At 70.5% G+C, this 18,427-nt stretch carries 12 protein-coding genes and 1 pseudogene; 1 reads left to right on the top strand and 12 read right to left on the bottom strand.

Features of this window, described 5'->3' with window-relative positions:
- Positions 1 to 4: 4 nt before the first annotated feature.
- Positions 5 to 742 (bottom strand): class I SAM-dependent methyltransferase, encoded by a 738-nt coding sequence (locus tag P1V51_05955; protein ID MDF1562564.1) that lies wholly within the window; start codon positions 740 to 742, stop codon positions 5 to 7.
- Positions 743 to 756: 14 nt separating this feature from the next.
- Positions 757 to 1,074: a TusE/DsrC/DsvC family sulfur relay protein gene (locus tag P1V51_05950; GenBank protein ID MDF1562563.1), complete on the bottom strand. Its 318-nt coding sequence runs from the start codon at positions 1,072 to 1,074 to the stop codon at positions 757 to 759.
- 67 nt (positions 1,075 to 1,141) lie between these two features.
- Here P1V51_05950 and P1V51_05945 point away from each other — a divergent pair, with 67 nt between their 5' ends.
- Positions 1,142 to 2,320, top strand: a complete 1,179-nt coding sequence (locus P1V51_05945) for an aminotransferase class V-fold PLP-dependent enzyme (GenBank protein ID MDF1562562.1) — start codon at positions 1,142 to 1,144, stop codon at positions 2,318 to 2,320.
- Here P1V51_05945 and P1V51_05940 read toward each other — a convergent pair whose 3' ends face one another.
- From P1V51_05940 to P1V51_05895, 10 genes and pseudogenes are all read right to left on the bottom strand, one after another.
- Positions 2,321 to 2,767, bottom strand: coding sequence for a response regulator (locus tag P1V51_05940; protein MDF1562561.1), 447 nt, complete (start codon positions 2,765 to 2,767; stop codon positions 2,321 to 2,323).
- A 47-nt stretch (positions 2,768 to 2,814) separates the two neighbouring features.
- A complete protein-coding gene (locus P1V51_05935; GenBank protein ID MDF1562560.1) occupies positions 2,815 to 7,584 on the bottom strand; it encodes a hypothetical protein in 4,770 nt (1,589 codons plus the stop codon).
- A gap of 131 nt (positions 7,585 to 7,715) precedes the next feature.
- Entirely contained in the window at positions 7,716 to 8,312 is a 597-nt protein-coding gene (locus tag P1V51_05930; protein ID MDF1562559.1) for a 2Fe-2S iron-sulfur cluster-binding protein, read from the bottom strand.
- The gene (locus P1V51_05925; protein MDF1562558.1) at positions 8,309 to 10,222 is read right to left on the bottom strand and encodes an NADH-quinone oxidoreductase subunit NuoF; all 1,914 of its coding nucleotides are present in this window, start codon (positions 10,220 to 10,222) and stop codon (positions 8,309 to 8,311) included. The genes P1V51_05930 and P1V51_05925 overlap by 4 nt, the downstream gene beginning before the upstream one ends.
- A gap of 2 nt (positions 10,223 to 10,224) precedes the next feature.
- Positions 10,225 to 10,677, bottom strand: coding sequence for an NAD(P)H-dependent oxidoreductase subunit E (locus tag P1V51_05920; GenBank protein MDF1562557.1), 453 nt, complete (start codon positions 10,675 to 10,677; stop codon positions 10,225 to 10,227).
- Between the two features lie 22 nt (positions 10,678 to 10,699).
- Positions 10,700 to 11,395 (bottom strand): annotated as a pseudogene (locus tag P1V51_05915) (hydrogenase iron-sulfur subunit).
- A gap of 80 nt (positions 11,396 to 11,475) precedes the next feature.
- Positions 11,476 to 14,538: an FAD-dependent oxidoreductase gene (locus P1V51_05910; protein ID MDF1562556.1), complete on the bottom strand. Its 3,063-nt coding sequence runs from the start codon at positions 14,536 to 14,538 to the stop codon at positions 11,476 to 11,478.
- A gap of 2 nt (positions 14,539 to 14,540) precedes the next feature.
- Positions 14,541 to 15,728 carry a (Fe-S)-binding protein gene (locus P1V51_05905; protein MDF1562555.1) on the bottom strand — a complete coding sequence of 396 codons (1,188 nt, stop codon included), beginning with the start codon at positions 15,726 to 15,728 and terminating at the stop codon, positions 14,541 to 14,543.
- Positions 15,729 to 15,730: 2 nt separating this feature from the next.
- A complete protein-coding gene (locus tag P1V51_05900; protein ID MDF1562554.1) occupies positions 15,731 to 16,297 on the bottom strand; it encodes a (4Fe-4S)-binding protein in 567 nt (188 codons plus the stop codon).
- The gene (locus tag P1V51_05895; GenBank protein MDF1562553.1) at positions 16,294 to 18,297 is read right to left on the bottom strand and encodes an aldehyde ferredoxin oxidoreductase N-terminal domain-containing protein; all 2,004 of its coding nucleotides are present in this window, start codon (positions 18,295 to 18,297) and stop codon (positions 16,294 to 16,296) included. Before P1V51_05895 ends, P1V51_05900 begins: the two co-directional genes overlap by 4 nt.
- Positions 18,298 to 18,427: the final 130 nt, after the last annotated feature.

Below are 18,427 nucleotides of genomic sequence, written 5' to 3'. Positions count from 1 at the left end.
CCGGTCAGAGCCGCAGCGCCCGGATGAGCAGCCGGGGGCTGTCGGACCGCAGGGGAGTCTTGGCGTAGTCGCCGTGGACGGCCTCCAGGGTGAAGCCCGCCGCCTCCAGCATCCACTCGGCCTCTCCGGGGAAGAGGAGGCGCAGGCGCAGCTCGGCGGTGGCGAGCAGGCGCTCGCCCGCGTAGTAGCGGTCGGTGAGCTCGAGCCGCTGCGCCACGGGGTGGCGGTGCACCTCCCGGGTGCGCCGGACCTCCTCGCCCTGGAGCCTCCCCTCCCAGGCTAGCCGCTCCGGGGAGTGGGGCGTGCCCAGCAGCCGGAAGTCCGGCAGCGGCGTGTCGATGGTCAGCGGTGCCCCCTGAGCCAGCGCCCGGTGGCAGCACTCCAGGCAGCGCTGCTGATCGGCCCGGGTGGTGAGGAAGTTGAAGGCGCCGTTGGGGATGACGATCTCGGCGAAGCGCCCGAGATCGAAGTCGCGCATGTCGCCGCGGATGTAGCGGGCCTCGGGCGCCAGCCGGCGCGCCACCGCCAGCATCTCCTCGGAGGCGTCGAGCCCGGTGACCCGCCGGCAGCTCCCCAGCGTCCGGCCGATCCGCCCGGTGCCGCAGCCGAGGACCAGCAGCGGTCCGTTGACGCCCTCGCGGGCGTAGAAGCGGAGGTCCGCGTCCAGCTGGCCGTGCTCCGCCTCGTAGAGCTCGGCGATGGCCTGGTAGGGGTCGGGAGGGTGAACGCGCAGGTCGCCCAATCAGGTGTCCTCTCTCAAACGCAGCCCTTGGCGTTGGGCAGCCCGGCCACCTTGCAGGCGCCCATCGCCGGGCCCGAGGGGAAGAGCTCGTAGATCCGGGAGAGCTTGCAGCCGGTCTCCTTGCAGAGCTTGCGCACCATCGGGGCCACCCCGTGCGCGAGCCAGTGGTCGCGCAGGTAGCGGGCGACCTTCAGGTGCTCGGGCGTCAGCGCGGTGATCCCCTCCGAGGCCCCCAGGGCCAGGGCCACCGCCTCGTCCCAGGCGTCGGTCTCCTGGAGGAAGCCCTTCTCGTCGATCTCCAGGCTGCGCTCTCCGACCTTCAGCTGCGGCATCTTCCGGGCTCCTCCTCCCGCGAGGGGTGTTTGACCCCCCGCAGGCCCCTCGGTAGCGTGCCAGACGATGGATGTCGATCCCGCCGAGGGGCTGCGCTACCTCGATCACGCCTCGACCAGCTTCCCCACCCTCCCCGGGGTGCTCGAGGCCATGCACGACTTCGGCCTGCGGGCCTGCGTCTCGCCCGGCCGCGCCACCTACGATCTGGGGCTGGTGGCCGACACGATGGTGCAGGACTGCCGCCGCGCCCTCGCCCGCCTCTTCGGCGCGCCCGATCCGGACCGGATCGTCTTCGGCCTCAACGCCACCGATGCCCTCAACCTGGCTATCGCCGGGCGCCTCGGCGGTGGGGGTCACGTGATCACCACCCGCCTCGAGCACAACTCGGTGCTGCGCCCCCTCGCCCACCTCGCCGACGAGCGCGGCGTCGAGGTGACCCTGATCGACTTCGGCGGCCAGGGGCTGATCGACCCCGACGACGTCCGCGAGGCGCTGCGCCCCGACACTCGCCTGGTGATCCTCACCCACGCCTCCAACGTGCTCGGCACCGTCCAGCCGGTGGCCGAGGTGGGCGCGCTCTGCCGCGAGGCGGGGGTGCCCCTGCTGGTCGACGCGGCCCAGAGCGCCGGGCTCCTGTCCATCGACGTGCAGGCGATGCAGATCGATCTCCTCGCCTTCACCGGCCACAAGGCCCTCCTCGGCCCCACCGGCGTGGGCGGGCTGGTCGTGGCCCCCGGGATCGAGCTTCACCACTCCCGGGTGGGCGGCACCGGCGCCGACTCGATCTCCCGGCGCCACCTCGAGGGCTACCCCCACCGCCTGGAGGCGGGCACACCCAACCTCCTGGGGATCGCCGGCCTCGCCGCGGCCCTCGCTCACCTGGAGGCCGAGGGCGGGCCCGCCGCCCGCCACGCCCGGGAGCAGGCCCTCCACGAGCGGCTCTGGGAGGGGCTGAACGCCATCGAGGGCGTCACCCTCCTGGGGCCCGACACGGCCGGCTCCACCCGGGACCGGGTGCCGCTGCTCTCCTTCCTCCTGGCGGGGATGGATCCGGCGCAGGTCGGCACCCGCCTCGACGTCGATCACGCGGTGGCCTGCCGCACCGGCCTGCACTGCGCGCCCCTCTGCCACGAGCGGCTGGGCACCACCCCCGAGGGGGCGGTCCGCTTCAGCCTCGGCTGGACCACCACCGCAGACGACCTCGAGGCCTGCCTGCAGGCCGTGCGCGAGCTGGCGAGCGCGTAGCTAGTCGTCGTCGCCGCTGGAGACCTGGGCGATGGCGGCCTCGGCGCGGGCGAGCTTCTCGGCCAGGCTCTTGTGGCTCCGGGAGAGCTCCAGCGCCTGCCGGGTCTTCTCCAGCACCACCCGGACGTCCTTGAAGGGCTTGGGCAGGAAGCCCTTGATGGCGTGGCGGTAGATCTCCCCGATGGAGCTGATGCTGGAGTCCGCCGAGAGGACGAGGATCGACATCTCGGGCGAGGTGTTGAGCGCGTGGGGGATCAGCTTGTAGCCATCGAGCCGGGGCATGTGGAGGTCGGTGACCATCAGGTCGAAGCGCCCCATCTTCAGGGCGACCAGGGCCTCCATCCCATCGGCGGCGGTCTTCACGGCCCAGCCTTCGGCCTCGAAGACCTCCTGGAGCAGGGAGCGGACGGTGTTGTCGTCATCGACGACGAGAATGGTGGAGCTCACTCCCTGACCCTACCACGGGCCTCTATTATTGGAATGATCCGCTCTGGTCAGAACTCCAGCGGGTTCAGGGGGTTGGTGCCCGCGCCTACCTCCACGCCGTCCCCCACTCCGTCGCCGTCGGTGTCGGCGAGGTAGGGGTCGGTCCCGTGGGTGGCGATCTCGTCGACGATGCCGGGGAGACCGTCCCCGTCGGGATCGCTGCCCTCCTCGTCGAGGCGCAGGTCGTCGACGTAGGCGCCGGGGCCGGTCCAGGTGCCGTCGGAGGTGAAGCGCAGGCGGGCGGGCAGGAGCACCCCGTTCCAGGCCGTCAGCTCGAAGGCCACGAAGACGTAGCCGGCGCCGTTGCGCAGCTCGCGCCAGGCCACGACGCCCTGGGCGTCGGTGGCGTCGTAGGGCCCCACGTCGGGGACCTGGCGGCTCCAGACCCCGGCGGCGTCCTGCACGTCGAGGCCGAGCCCGTCGCCGCTGTTGCCGTCCACGTAGACCCTCAGGCTCAGGGTGGGCCGGGTCGTGGAGGTCAGCGCCAGGGGCGGGAGCCAGAGGTTCTCCACGGCGTTGCCCGGGTAGTTGCCCGAGAGCCAGGTCCCCCAGACCCGCGACCCCGAGTGGGCCACGCCGGGGCCGCTGGCCGGGTTGCCGAACTGCCAGCCGACGTGTTCGGCGACCAGGCCGCCGTCGTCGAGCTCGAAGTCCAGCCAGTCCCCGGTCGAGAGCAGGGGGCCGCCCGGGTAGTCGGCGGGGTTGAGGGGATCGGTGGTCGTCGCCACCTCCACCCCGTCGCCGCTGCCATCCCCGTCGGTGTCGGCCGCCAGGGGATCGGTGCCGTGCGGGAGCCACTCGTCGTACACCCCCACCAGACCGTCGCCGTCCGGGTCGGTGCTCTCGAGCTCGACGCCGAGGTCGTCGAGGTAGATGCCCGGGTTCGTCCAGGCGCCGTCCGAGCGGAAGGCGAAGCGCAGCAGCACCCGCTGCCCCGAGAAGCCGGCCAGGGAGACGAGGAAGAGGCGGTAGGGCTGCAGCGAGGTCTGGTTGCGCCAGGCGACCCTGCCGATGGCGTCCATGGCGTCGTAGGCCGGCTCCGCGACCGCCAGGGTCTGCCAGCCGCTGGCGGCCGTGTGGACCTCCAGGCTCACGCCGTCCCCGCTGTTCGCCAGGGCCCAGATCCGCCCGTGCAGGGTCGCGCCGGTGGCCGAGCTCAGGTCGATCGGGGGCAGGTAGAGGAACTCCCGCTGGTCCCCGGGGTAGTTCCCCGAGAGGTTGGTCCCCCAGGCCCGGGTGCCGTCGTGGCCCGCGCCCGGCCCGCTGGCGACCGAGCCGTACTGCCAGAGGAGGCCGGTGGTCGCGAGGCCTCCGTCGTCGCTCTCGAGGTCGAGGAGCTGTCCGGGGAGGAGCGCCGCCACGCCCGGGAAGTCGGCCGGGTTGAGGGGGTCGGTGGCGCCGGCCACCTCGGCGCCGTCGAGGCTGCCGTCACCATCGCTGTCGGCCACCAGGGGATCGGTCCCCAGGGCGAGCTCGGCGAGGATCCCCGCCAGGCCGTCGGCGTCGGGATCGCTGGTCTCCCAGTGGATGCCCACGTCGTCGAGGTAGGCGCCGGGCCCGATCCAGGTCCCGTCGGTGCGGAAGACGAAGCGCAGGCGAACGACCTGCCCCGAGTAGGGAGCGAGTGAGAGGGCGACGAGGCGGTACTCGTTCAGGTAGCGGTGGTCCCGCCAGGCCGGGAGCCCGAGGGCGTCGGTGGCCTCGTAGGCGGGCGTGACCGGCCCCACCTGCTCCCAGACCCCGAGGCTCGCGTTCCAGGCCTCGACCGAGAGGCCGTCGCCGCCGTTGCCCTGCAGCCAGAGGCGGGCGGTGAGCACGGCCGTGCCGCCGGCCGTGAGATCGACGCGCGGCAGGTAGAGGGCCGAGCGCTCGTTCGCGCCGTAGCTGCCCGAGAGGTTGGTGGCCCAGGCCCCCGTGCCCCGGTAGGCGGCGCCCGGGCCGCTCGCCGGCGTGCCCCAGTCCCAGGGGAGGTCGCCGGAGAGCCCTCCGTCGTCGCTCTCGAAGTCGAGGACGAAGCCGGGGGTCAAGAGCTGCGCCCCGGGGTAGTCGCCCGGGTTGAGGGGATCGGTCCCCGCCGCCACCTCGACGCCGTCGTCGTGGCCGTCTCCGTCGTGGTCGGAGACCAGCGGATCGGTGCCGGTGGAGGCGAGCTCGGCGAAGAGCCCGGGGATCCCGTCCCCGTCCGGATCGCTGCTCTCGTCGTCGACGCGCAGATCGTCGAGGTAGGCGCCGGCGCCCAGCCAGGTGCCGTTGGAGTAGAAGGTGAAGCGCACCCGCGCCTCGCTGCCCAGCCAGCCGGGCAGGTCCGCCAGCACCTGCCACCAGGTGGCGGTCACCGGCGTCGAGCCCCAGACCGGCCGGCCGCCCGCGGTGCCGTCGTAGGGCCGGCTCAGGGAGGTGATCGGCGTCCAGCCCGCCTGGGGATCCAGGCCCTCGAGGGTGAGCCCGTCCCCGGAGCCCATCGCCGCGAAGAGGCGCAGGCTCAGGACCGGATCCGGCGTGCCGGAGAGGTCGATGGGCGGGAGGCAGAGCACCTCGAGCTGATTGTTGGCGTAGTTTCCGGCGAGCTCCGTGCCCCAGACCCGGCCGCCGCTGTAGGCCTGCCCGGGTCCGGTGGTGGGCACCCCCCACTGCCAGAGGGTCCCCTCGGTGAGCAGGCCGCCGTCGTCGCTCTCCAGGTCGAGGAGCGCGCCGGGGGTGATGGGGGTTCCCCCCGCGCCGTCGACGATCACGCTCACCCGGTCCGAGGCCGTGGCCCCCTGGTCGTCGGTCGCGCCGAGCTCGAAGACGAGGACCACCGCGCAGGCCACCGCCGGCGCCGAGAAGCTCGGGGTGAGGGAGGCCGGATCGTCGAGGGTGACGGTCGGCCCAGAGAGCTGGGTCCAGGTGGTCGAGGCCACCGTCCCGTCGGGATCGGAGGCGGCGCCCCCCAGCTGCACCAGGCTGCCGGTGGCGGCGACCTGATCCGGGCCCGCCAGCACGATCGGAGGCTGGTTCTGCGGCACCAGGGGGTCGACCGTGACGAGCACCCGGTCGCGGGCGATCGCGCCCTCGTCGTCCTCGATCTCCAGCTCCAGCTCGACGAGGGTCGTGATCAGCACGTCGGGGGCGTCGAAGGTCGGGTCGAGGACGTTGGCGTCGCTCAGGGTCACCGCCGGCCCCGCGGTCTGCTGCCAGCTCGTCCGGACGATGGTGCCGTCGGGATCGCTCGCGCTGCCGGCGAGCTGCACCGCCTCCAGGCCGAGCACGGTCTGGGCCGGCCCGGCGTCCACCACCGGCGGCGCGTTGAGGGGCAGCACGCTGATGCCCACCGTGTCGCTGGCGCTGACCCCCTCGTCGTCGACGGCTTGCAGGCGGAAGACCAGGGTCGTGGGCGCCGTCACGGTCGGGGCGGTGAAGGTGGGGGTGAGGATCGTGTCGTCGTCCAGGCTCACCTGCGGGGTCACCGGGAAGAGCTGCACCCAGGTGGTGCTCTGCACCGTGCCGTCGGCGTCGCTCACGGTGCCGGCGAGCTGCACCAGGGCCCCCTCGTCGACGGTCTGGTCGGCGCCTGCGTCCACCACCGGGGCGGTGAGGACGGGCCGCACCTCGACCCGCACCACGTCGGCGGCGGCGGCGCCCTCGTCGTCGGTGGCCGTGAGCTGCAGGACGTAGACCTGGGGTGCGCCGGCCGGGGGCGCGACGAAGGTGGGATCGGCCGCGGCCGGGTCGCTGAAGGCCAACAGCGGGCTCATCGGCGAGAGCTGGGTCCACTGCAGGGTCGCCACGCTGCCGTCGGCGTCCGAGGCCGAGCCGGCCAGCTGGACGACCGTGGCCTCATCGACGATCTGATCCGGGCCGGCCTCGATGGTCGGCGCGACGTTGACCGGGAGCACCGTGATGCTGATGGTGTCGGTGCCCCGGGCGCCCTCGGCGTCCCAGACCTGAAGCTCCAGCACGAAGATCAGGGGCTCGGTCGTGGACGGGGCCGTGAAGACAGGGGCGGCGACCGTGGGGTCACTCAGGTCCAGCCGGGGGACGTAGGGGGAGAGCTGCACCCACTGCAGGGTCTGGATGCTGCCGTCGATGTCCGTGGCGGAGCCGGCGAGCTGCACCGCCGCGCCCTCGTCCACGATCTGATCCGGGCCCGCGTCGGCCTCCGGGCGGGCGTTGACACCCACCACCACCACCGAGACCTCGTCGACGCCGCTCCGGCCGGTCTGGTCTGTCACCGTGAGGGCGAAGGTGAAGAGCGTGGGCCAGGTGATGTCTGGCACGGTGAAGCTCGGATCGAGGGCGGTGGGATCGCTCAGGGTCACCGTCGGCCCCGTGCGCTGCTCCCAGATCCAGTCCACGACATCGTCGTCGGCATCCGTGTAGCTACCGCCCAGCTGGACCGTGTCGCCCTCCATCGCCTCTTGATCGGGACCAGCCTCGACCACGGGCCCGGTGTCGAGATCCAGCACGAGCACCGTCGTGCTGTCCTGAGTCAGGAGCTCGCGCTTCTCACTTAAGAGCTCGACCCGGAAGCCGAGGAGCGCGTCGGCGTCGACCGCGGGCGCGGTGAAGGTGGCCTCCGCCCCGGCGGCCAGCGCCCCCACGTCAGCGCCGCCCTGCTGCGACCAGCGCAGGGTCGCGCCCTCCGGGGCGTTCACGACCGTCGCGCTCAGGGTGACGGCCTCACCCTCCCCCACCGTCTGCGGCAGGCCGGCCGTCAGCGTCGGCCCCGGCGGGTCCTTGCAGGCGGCGGTCAGGAGGGTGAGCAGGAGCAGGGCGAGCGGCCAGCGCTTCGTCGACATCGCGTTCCTCGGTCTTCGGTTCGGGACGAGGTCCCGGGCCCGAAACCGGCCGGCGCACCCCGCGCCGGATCCCGATCGACCCCCGTCCCGGCCGGAATACTAGACCTGGAGCCAGCCGCTGGCGACCCGGTTCAGGCCCGCGGCAGCTTGCGCGAGAGCGCCTCCACCCGGACGAAGGCCGCCTGCAGGTAGGAGGTGGGGCACAGGGGGAAGCACTCCTTGCAGCCCTCGCAGGCCGCCGCCGCGATCTCGGGCACGAAGGAGATCTCCTTGTTCACGCCCCGGTCGATGAAGCCGATGGCGTCGAGCTGCTTCACCTCGTTGCAGTAGCGCACGCAGAGGCCGCAGTGGACGCAGAAGGAGGGGTCGGGCTCGAAGCGGTCGGGCCGCGCGCCGTAGACCTCGCCCATGGCCAGGAGCTGGGGCGAGGTCGGCGCGTGGGCCATCAGGAGCTCGAGGAGCACCCGCCGGATCTTGTCGATCTCCTCGCTGCGGGTGCGGACCACCAGGCCCTCCTTCGCCTCGTAGACGCAGGAGACGACCAGCTGGGCCCAGCCGCCGGTCTGGACCTCGACCATGCAGAGGCGGCAGCCGCCGAAGGGCTCGAGGCGCTCGTCGTGGCAGAGGGTGGGGATCTCGATCCCCGCCTCGCGGGCGACCTCGAGGACGCTCTGCCCCTCCTTCGCCGTGACCTCCCGGTCGTCGATCTTCATCTTGATCCGGCTCATGCCCGCACCTCCCGCTGATCCTCGGGCAGGGGATCGGGCACCGGCGCACCCGAGATCCGCCGGATGGCGTCGAACTTGTCCGGGCAGACCTCCCAGCAGGAGCCGCAGCCGTTGCAGAGCTCCTGATCGATGACGTGGATCTGCTTCTTGGCCCCGGAGATGGCCTCGGAGGGGCAGTGCCGGGTGCAGATCAGGCAGGCCTTGCAGGCGTCCGGATCGATCCAGTACCGGACCATCTCGTTGCAGGAGAGGGCCGGGCAGCGCTTCTCGTCGATGTGCGCCTCGAACTCCTCCCGGAAGTACTTCAGGGTGGAGAGCAGGGGCGCCGGGGCGCTCTTGCCCAGGGCGCAGAGGGAGGCGACCGAGGTGACCTCGGAGATCTCCTCCAGGGTCGCGAGGTCCTCGCGGGTGCCCTTCCCCTCGACGATCTTGTTGAGCAGCCGCAGCATCTGCCGCAGCCCCTCGCGGCAGGGGATGCACTTGCCGCAGGACTCGTCGGTGAGGAACTCCGTGAAGTAGCGGGCGACGTCCACCATGCAGGTGTCCTCGTCCATCACGATCATCCCGCCCGAGCCCATCATCGAGCCCACGTCGGAGAGCTCGTCGAAGCCCACCGGCAGGTCGAGCATCGACTCGGGGATGCAGCCCCCCGAGGGGCCGCCGGTCTGCACCGCCTTGAACTTCTTCCCGCCCGGCACACCGCCGCCGATGTCCTCGACGATCTGGCGCAGGGTCATCCCCATGGGCACCTCCACCAGGCCGGTGTTGGTGATCTTGCCCACCAGGGAGAAGATCTTGGTGCCCTTGGAGGTCTCGGTGCCCACCTTCGTGAACCACTCGGCGCCGTGGTTGATGATCAGCGGCACGTTGGCCCAGGTCTCGACGTTGTTGAGCACGCTGGGCTTGCCCCAGAGGCCCTTCACGTTCGAGCGCACATACTTGGGGCGGGGCTCCCCCACCCTCCCCTCCAGCGCGGTCATCAGGGCGGTGGACTCGCCGCAGACGAAGGCGCCGGCGCCCCGGTGGACGTGGACCACGAAGTCGAAGCCCGAGCCGAGGATGTCCTCGCCCAGGAAGCCGAGGCGGGTGGCCTCCTCGATGGCGTGGAGGAGGTTGTCCACGGCCAGGGGGTACTCCTGGCGGACGTAGACGTAGCCCTGGTGCGCGCCGATGGCGTAGGCGCCGAGGATCAGCCCCTCGAGGATCGAGTGGGGGTTCCCCTCGAGGAGGGCCCGGTCCATGAACGCGCCGGGGTCGCCCTCGTCCGCGTTCACGATGACGAAGCGCTCGTCGGCCGGGGCGTCGCGCGATCCCTCCCACTTGCGGCCGGCCGGGAAGCCCGCCCCGCCCCGCCCGCGCAGGTTGGCGTTCTTCACCTCGTCGAGCACGTCCTGGGCGCTCATCGAGGAGAGGGCCTTGGCCAGGGCCGAGTAGCCGCCGAGGGCGACGTAGTCGTCGATCTTCCGGGAGTCGAGCTTGATGTTGCTCGCCAGCAGGCGCCGCTCCTGGTGGGCGTAGAAGGGGATCTCCGACTCCCGCTGCGAGCGCGCGCCGCTGGCGGCGTCCTCGTAGAGGAGGCGCTCGACGACCTTCCCCCCGGCGAGGGTCTGCTCGACGATCTCGGCGACGTCCTCGGGCTTCACCTGCAGGTAGCAGGTCTCCTCGGGGTGGATGACCACCACCGGGCCCCGCTCGCAGAAGCCGGGGCAGCCGGCGCGCTTGACCCCGACGGTCGCGTCGAGCCCCTTCTCCTCGATGGCGGACTCGAAGGCCTCGATGACCCCCTTCGCCCCCATCGCCAGGCAGCCGGTGCCGGCGCAGACCGCCACGGTGGGCGCGTCACCCGCGCGGGCGTCGAGCAGCTCCTTGCGGTAGGCCTCGTAGGCCGCGGTGTTCTCCAGGCGACACATGGCTACTCGTACTTCTCCAGCACCTCGGTGGCGCCGGTGGTGGTGAGCCGGCCGTGGATCTCGCCGTCGACGTCCATCACCGGCCCCAGGGCGCAGCAGCCCAGGCAGTTGACGGTCTCGAGGGAGAAGCGCAGCTCGAGGTCGGTCTCGCCCGGCCCGATGCCGGTGACCTCCTCCATGGTGTGGAGCACCCGGGCCGCGCCCCGGACGTGGCAGGCGGTCCCCACGCAGAGGTTCACCTGGTGCCGGCCCTTCGGGACCAGGCTGAAGGCCTTGTAGAAGGTCGCGATGTGGCGGATGCGGGCGAGCTGCACGCCGAGCTTCTCGCCGACCCGCTCCATGGCCTCCTTGGGCAGCCAGCGGTTCTCGGCCTGGATCTGCAGCAGCACCTGGATCAGGGACGAGGGATCTCCGCCGTGTGCCTCGATGATCTCGTCGACTCTCTTCAGGTCCATCGCGTCATCTCTCTCGAACCCTCTAGGCGAGGGCGTAGCTCCCCTTCTCGGCGTCGAAGCGCACCAGCCCGCGTCCGGAGGAGGTCTTCATCTGCCGGGCGACCTCCGAGGAGGAGAGGCCCAGCTTCTTTCCGATCTCCCCGGTGGAGAGGGGGCCCTCCCCGAGGAGCATGAGGATCTGCGAGGCCATGAGCTCGTCGGAGATCAGGGCGTCGAAGAGCCGCTCCGCCGCCTCGCTGTCGTAGTAGGCGTTGATCGCCTCCTCGGTCCGCACCGGCGGCCGCAGGCGCTCGCGCTCGACGAGCTTGAGGTAGGGGATCAGGCGGTCCACCGCCGCCAGCTTGAAGACCCGCGCCTCGGCGTCCATCCCCTCGGCCTCACCGATGGGGCCCAGCGCGCGGATGTCCGCGGAGAAGCCGCTCATGATCTCGGCGAAGCGGGAGCCCTCCGAGGCGGCGATCCACTCCAGGCGCAGGCGCCCGGTGTCCAGGCCGATGCGCTTCATCAGCTTGCGCATCAGGTGGGTGTTGGCGAGGGCGTCGTAGTTCCCCTCGGTGATGTAGTGACACTCCCCGGGCCAGCAGCCCCCGATGATCACGCCGTCGGCCCCCTTGGAGTAGGCCCGGGTGATGAAGGACAGATCGATCCGCCCCGTGCACATGACACGGACGATTCGCACCTCGGTCGAATACTGTTGTCTGGAAACTCCAGACAGGTCCGCAGCGGAATACGCTCACCAGTGGCAGAGGAATGCCACGATCTTCGGCTGGAACTCGAAGTTGCTCATTCGCTTCTCCTTCAGGCCAGAGCGGCGTCGATCTGGTTGAAGAGTTCTTCGTCGGTGAAGTGCTTCAGCATGATGGCGTTGGTCGGGCACTTGGCGTTGCACAGACCGTCGCCCTTGCAGAGGACGGGGTTGACGCGGGCCTTCTGGCCCAGAGGGGTGTCCACGAAGGTGATGGCGCCGTAGGTGCAGGCGGTGATGCAGGCGCCGCAGCTCACGCAGTCGGGCTCGACCACGTCGCAGACCGAGCCCGAGGCCTTCACGGTGGGCTGGGAGAGCAGGGTCGCGGCCCGGCCGGCGGCGCCGAGGGCCTGACCGAGGGCCTCGGAGAGGTGCTTCGGGTAGTGGGCGGCGCCCGCGAGGAAGACCCCGTCGGCGGCGAAGTCCACCGGCCGCAGCTTCACGTGGGCCTCCTGGAAGAAGCCGTCCGGGTTCTGGGCGACCTTGAACTGCTTCACGGCGCTGCGGCTGCCCTCGGAGGGCACCACCGCCACCGAGAGGGCGAGCAGGTCGGCGTCCAGCTCGAGGCGCGCGCCCAGGACCGGATCCGGCACCGTGACCCGCAGGACCTCCTTGCCGCCCTCCCCCTTCGCCTTCACCACCGTCGGCCCGTCCTCGGGCTCGTAGCGGACGAAGCGCACGCCGCGATCGGCGGCCTCGCGGTAGGCGTCCTCGCCGAAGCCGTAGGTCCGCATGTCGCGGAAGAGGACGTAGACGTCGAGCGCGGGCCGCTGCGCCTTCAGATCGAGGGCGTTCTTCACCGCCTGGTTGCAGCAGACCCGGGCGCAGTAGTTGCGGTCCACGTTGCGGCAGCCGACGCACTGGATCATCACCAGGCGCTCGGCCTCGCCGATCGAGGCGTCCGCCTCCCCCTTGCGGGCGGCGGCGAGGCGCCCCTCGAGCTCGAGCTGGGTGAGGACCCGCTCGTCCTCGCCGTAGAGGTACTCGACGGGCCGGTGCTCGGCCGCCCCGGTGGCCAGCACGGTCGCGCCGTGCTCGATGACCGAGAGGCGCCCCTCCGAGCGGACCCGGGTCACGAAGTTGCCGACGTAGCCGGTGGCCTCCTCGACCACGGCCGAGTGGTAGACCTGGATCCGGGGGTGCCGGTAGACGGCGCGGATCTGCTCCTGCAGCCAGGGCTGGACCTCGAGGCCGTCGAGGGTGCGGTGGAGGCGGCGGGCCATGCCGCCGAGCTGATCTTCCTTCTCGACGAGGTGGACCTGGATCTCCTGGTTGGCGATGGCCAGGGCCGCGGTGAGGCCGGCCGGGCCGCCGCCCACCACCAGCGCCACCGGGTTCACCGGCAGGTCGAACTCCTGGAGGGGCTCGAGGTGCTTGGTCCGGGCCACCGACATCCGGACGATGTCCTTGGCCTTCGCGGTGGCCTCCTCCTTCTGCTTGGAGTGCACCCAGGAGCAGTGCTCGCGGATGTTGGCCATGTCGAAGAAGTACTGGTTGATGCCACCCTCGCGCAGGGTGTCCCGGAAGAGGGGCTCGTGGGTCTTGGGCGTGCAGGCGGCGACGCAGACCCGGTTGAGCTTCTTCTCCCGGATGGTGTTCGAGATCTGCGCGGCGGCGTCGGTGGAGCAGATGAAGAGCCCCTCCTCGGCGTGGACCACGTTCTCGAGGCCCTGCGCGTACTCGACCACCGAGGGGATGTCGACGACCCGCCCGATGTTGGCGCCGCAGTGGCAGACGAAGACGCCGGTCCGCACCTCCTCCTCGGAGGTGTCGCGCTCCTCCGGGTAGATCCGGTCCTGGGCGAGCTTGCCCCGGCGGTAGTTGAGCAGCTCGCCCACCAGCGCGCCGGCGCCGCTGGCGGTCATCACCGACTCGGGGATGTCCGCCGGCCCGCGGAAGGCGCCGCTGACGAAGACCCCCGGGCGGCTGGTCGACACCGGGCTCTGCGGCGCGGTCTTGCAGTAGCCCTGAGGGGTGAGGTCGATCCCGAACTGGAGCGCCAGGCGGTCGGCGCCCCGGGGCGGCGTGAGGCCCACGCCGAGCACCACCAGGTCGAACTCGTCCTCCTTCACCCCCTCCGCCGTGGCGTAGCGGATGGTGACGTTCTTCGTGACCGGATCCTCGCGGCCGATCGAGACGTAGGAGCGCACGAACTCGACGCCCGGCAGCTTCTGCGCCCGCTGATAGAAGCGCTCGAAGTCCTTGCCGTAGGAGCGGATGTCGTTGTGGAAGATCACCGCCTCGGCGTCGGCGTCGTGGTCCTTGGTGAGGATGACCTGCTTCTGGATGTAGGAGCAGCAGACCGAGGAGCAGTAGCTGTTGCCGCCCTCGAGGACCTGCCGCGAGCCCACGCAGTGGATCCAGGCGATCTTGTGGGGGTGCTGGTGGTCCGAGGGCCGCAGGATCTCGCCCTCGTGGGGGCCGGTGGCGCAGAGCAGCCGCTCGTAGTCGAGGCTGGTGACGACGTTCTCGATGTCGCCGTAGCCGTAGTCGCCCCGCGGCAGCGGATCGAAGACCCCGGTACCCGGCGCGAGGACCACCGCCCCGACCTTGAGGGTCTCGTAGCTGGCCTTCTGCTTGAGATCGATCGCGTTGTTCGCGCAGGCCCCGGCGCAGATCGAGCACTTCTCGTCCTTCAGGTAGGCGCACGCCTCGTCGATGTAGGGGACGAGGGGCACCGCCTGGGAGAAGTAGATGTGGACGGCCTTGTTGTCCGAGAGGTTCTGGTTGAAGGGGTCCGGGATCTGGATGGGGCAGTACTCCACGCAGACCGTGCAGCCGGTGCAGAGATCCTCCTTCACGTAGCGCGGCTTGCGCTTCAGGGTGATCTCGAAGTTGCCGGCCTCGCCCTCGACCTTCTCGACCTCGGTGTGGGTGAGGATCTCGATGTTCGGGTGGCGGTCGCACTCGATGAACTTCGGCGACTCGATGCACATCGAGCAGTCGTTGGTCGGGAAGGTCTTGTCGAGCTGGGCCATCTTCCCGCCGACGGTCGGCGCCTGCTCGACGAGGTAGACCTTGAAGCCGGCGGTGGCGAGATCGAGGGCGGCCTGGATCCCGCTGATCCCCCCGCCGAGGACCATCACGTCACCGAAGGTGGCCGGGTTGCCCGTCATCGCTACGCGGCCTCCTCTTCGGTGGCGCCCGGGGCCTCGAGGGCCTCGAGAAGCACCTCGGTGATGTCCCGGACCTGGAGTCGCCCCGCCTCCTCGTCCGAGAGGGAGAGGCGGCTCTCCTCGAAGTTGGAGATGCAGTAGGGGCAGGAGGTGACCAGCAGCTCGGCGCCGGTCTCGCGGGCCTGCTCGAGGCGCAGGTCGGCGAAGCGCTCCCCCTTCGGCGTGTCCATCCAGATCCGGCCGCCGCCGCCGCCGCAGCAGAGCGCGTTCTGCCGGTTGTCCCGCATCTCGACCAGCTCGACCCCTGCCTTCGCGAGGAGCTCCCGGGGCTGATCGTAGTAGCCGTTGTGCCGGCCCAGGTAGCAGGGGTCGTGGTAGGTGATCTTCCGCGCGACCTCGTGAGGCAGCACCAGCTTGCCGCTCTCGACGAGCTCGAGGAGGAGCTCGGAGAGGTGGACCACCTCGAAGTTCACCATGAACTCCGGGTACTCGTTCTTGAAGGTGTGGAGGCAGTGCGGCGACGCGACCAGCACCCGCTTCACGCCCCGGTCGATGAAGTGCTTGATGTTCGAGCGGGCGAGCTTCTTGAAGGTGTCCTCGGCCCCCACCTTGCGGACGCTCTCGCCGCAGCAGCTCTCGTCGTTCCCGAGGATGCCGAAGTCGACCCCGGCCTCCTGGAGCAGGCGGACGATGGCGCGCGCGACCTTCTTCATCCGGGGGTCGTAGGCGTAGTAGCAGCCCACGTAGAAGAGGTAGTCCATGCCCTCGACGTAGGGCTTCACGCCCAGGCCCTCGGCCCAGGCGGCGCGGTCGGCGCGATCCTCGGAGAGGGGGTTCCCCTCGGCGGCGCAGCTCCCGGCCGCGGTGGCGGCGCCCCGGACGTTCTCCGGGAAGACGCCGTACTCGGAGGCGATCCGCCGCAGGGAGATGCCGACCTCGATCTGGCCGACCCCCCGGGGGCAGTGCGTCGGGCAGGTGCCGCAGGTGGTGCAGCGCCACATGTCCTCGAGCTCGATCTCGGCCAGGCCGAAGTTCGCCTGCCGGACGATCTTGCGGATGCTGAAGTCGCGCACCCGGTTCCAGGGGCAGACCACGTCGCACTTGCCGCACTGGTAGCAGAAGCGCGCCGAGTCGCCGCCCGCGCGATCGACCTCTTCGATGATCTCCTGGAAGGGGGTGAGGGTCTCCACGATCAGACCTTCTTGAGGCGGTTGACGGCGTCCAGGATGGCGTCCCAGCCGAAGCGGTCGGCCAGGGCCTCGAGGCCCAGCTCGGTCTCGGTCGCCTCCGCGCCGGGCGCGGCGGCGGTGACCGGCTCCTCTCGCTGCTCGAAGATCAGGGCGTCGGCGAGGCACCACTGCACGCAGAGGGGCTCCTCCAGCGTGGGGTCCGACTCGCACATGTCGCACTTCAGGGGCAGGCCCGAGTCCGGCTCCTTGAAGGCGTCCCGCGAGGGGCAGACCGCGCGGCAGAAGGCGCACTCCTCGTACTCCTTGCCGTCGATGATGTACTTGTCTCGCCCGGCGCACTCGGCCGCCGTGTACTCGCCCGCGTAGACCGGCACGTAGATGTCGGCGAGAGGATCCCGGATGACGCGGATCCGCGAGCGCTTGGGGTTCACGCTGCTGTAGCGCGGGCTGGCGTGGAAGGAGGAGCAGATGACCTCGCAGGCCCGGCAGCCGTTGCACTTGTCGACGTCGATCTTGATCGACTTGACCGTCTTGGTCTTCTGCTTCCCGAGGGTGACGACCGTGCTCATGATGCGGGCACCTCCGCGGGGGCCTCGGCGGCCTCGGCCTCGGCGGAGAGGATGCCCCGCTCGAGGAAGGTCTCGGCCACGTAGCCCAGGCCCAGCGCCCGGAGGGTCTTCGCCGTGGGGATGCCCTCGCTGTTCCAGCCCTTGAAGGCGTAGTAGGCGTCGAGGAGCTGCTCCTCCAGCTCGGGGAAGCGCTGCTTCCAGTGATCCTCGGGCGGCTTCTCGTCGGAGCGCCGCAGGCCGCGCAGGATGTTGTTGCAGCGGACCAGGGTGCGGGTGCGGGCGGTGATGGTCTTCAGCTTCTCCTCGTCCAGGTCCAGCCCCGAGCCCGCCGAGATGAGGTCGGGCAGGTTGTGGATGTGGAAGGGAGGCTTCAGCGGGAAGGAGGAGAGCCCGGCGCAGAGCCCGATGGCGTCGTCGATGTAGTGCTGCTGCTCCTGCCAGTGGACCAGCTCGCAGGTGGCCTCGAGGCCCGGCGTGTAGGGGATCGACTTCTCGCCCCGCAGCTCCCACTCCAGGAACCACTCCTTGAAGCGCTCGTCCGGCACCTGGGGCCAGTCGGCGACGAAGGCCTCCCGCTCCTCCCGGGTCGGGAAGGGAGCCTGGGGGTAGTTGCCCTCGATCTGGGTGATGCTGGCCTTCTCCCCGGTGCTGTACATCAGGAAGTAGATCGGGTTGAGCATGCCCAGCTTCAGGGGGAGCTGCTCGGTCTTGCGGATGTTGTTGTGGGCGTAGGCCGGCGCGCCCTTGCCGATGCGCTCACCGGCCCAGTGGGTGCCGTCCGCCAGGACATCGCCGATCCCCTCCCGCCGGACGATCTTGTCGAGGAGGTAGTAGAAGCGGTCCTCGGACTTCTCGGGGAAGTCGGGCAGGTCCTCGTCGGTGAGGATGCCGTCCTCGTAGAGCTCGACGGCGAAGGCCATCGTCTGCGGACACGAGAAGGCGTCCACCCCGTGCTCGGTGGCCTTCTGGGCGATGCGCAGCCCGAAGTCGAGGTCCGAGAAGGCGCCCATCGTGTAGGTGAGCTTCGAGAAGCACTTCATCATGTACGAGCAGAGGCGAGTGTCGACCGAGATCGCCGCGCCGCACTTCATCGGGCAGTTGTGGCAGGAGAGCAGGCGGGTGCGCATGGTCTCCATGGTGTCGGTCCAGGCCTTCTGGATCTCGTCGGTCCAGAAGCCCTTCCGGCGCACCCGGGCGTTGCCCCAGACGAAGTTCTCGGTGTGCCACTTCTCGTCGTGGACCTGCATCTCCTGGGGCGAGCCAAGGCCGGCCAGGATGGGCATCACGCCGGGGATGGGGTTGTCGTTGCGGTGCTCGATGAAGCGCAGGGCCTCGTTGCAGATCTTCAGGAACTCGAGGGGCTTGGCGATGTTGAGATCGCCGCTGCCCTTCACCGCGATGGCCTTGAGCTTCTTGTCGCCCATGACCGCGCCGAGCCCCATCCGGCTGGCCGAGGAGCGGCCCTGCTCGATGGAGGCGAAGAAGACCCGGTTCTCACCGGCGAGGCCGATAGAGGCGACCGCCGCCTCGGGCTCCTCGAGCTCCTGGCGGATCAGCTCGGCGGACTCCAGGGTGCCGAGGCCCTTCAGCATCGTGGCGTCGCGCAGCTCGACCTTGTCGTCGTGGATCCAGAGGTAGACCCACTCCGGCGACTTCCCGCGCAGGATGATCTTGTCGTAGCCGGCGTGCTTGAGCTCAGGGCCAAAGAAGCCGCCCATCATCGAGAAGCCGAAGAGCTTGGTCTGGGGCGAGATCGAGGAGACGATCGTCCGGTTGCCGCTGGGCACCGGCGTGCCGGCCAGGAGGCCCGCGCCGAAGATGAGGAGGTTCTCGGGGTCGAAGGCGTCGGTCTCGGGGGGCACCCGGTCCCAGAAGATCCGGGCGTTGGTGCCCAGCCCGCCGAGGTGCTGCTCGGTGTAGCGGGGGTCCGAGGGAACACGCTCTATACTTCCACGTGTCAGATCGATCTCGAGATTGAACCCGGTCTCTGCGTACCTCATGGGACCCTCGATGGTTGCGCAGCAGGAGCCCAGGAAGTGCGCACATCCAGCGCGGACCTGTCAAGTGAACACTGCCCCGATCGGCACTATAGTGCCTGTTTAGGGCCGACCTGATAGGTGCCCTGATAGG

The sequence above is a fragment of the Deltaproteobacteria bacterium genome (genome assembly GCA_029210625.1).
Taxonomy (GTDB): domain Bacteria; phylum Myxococcota; class Myxococcia; order SLRQ01; family SLRQ01; genus JARGFU01.
This window is presented reverse-complemented; position numbering and strand designations above follow the sequence as displayed.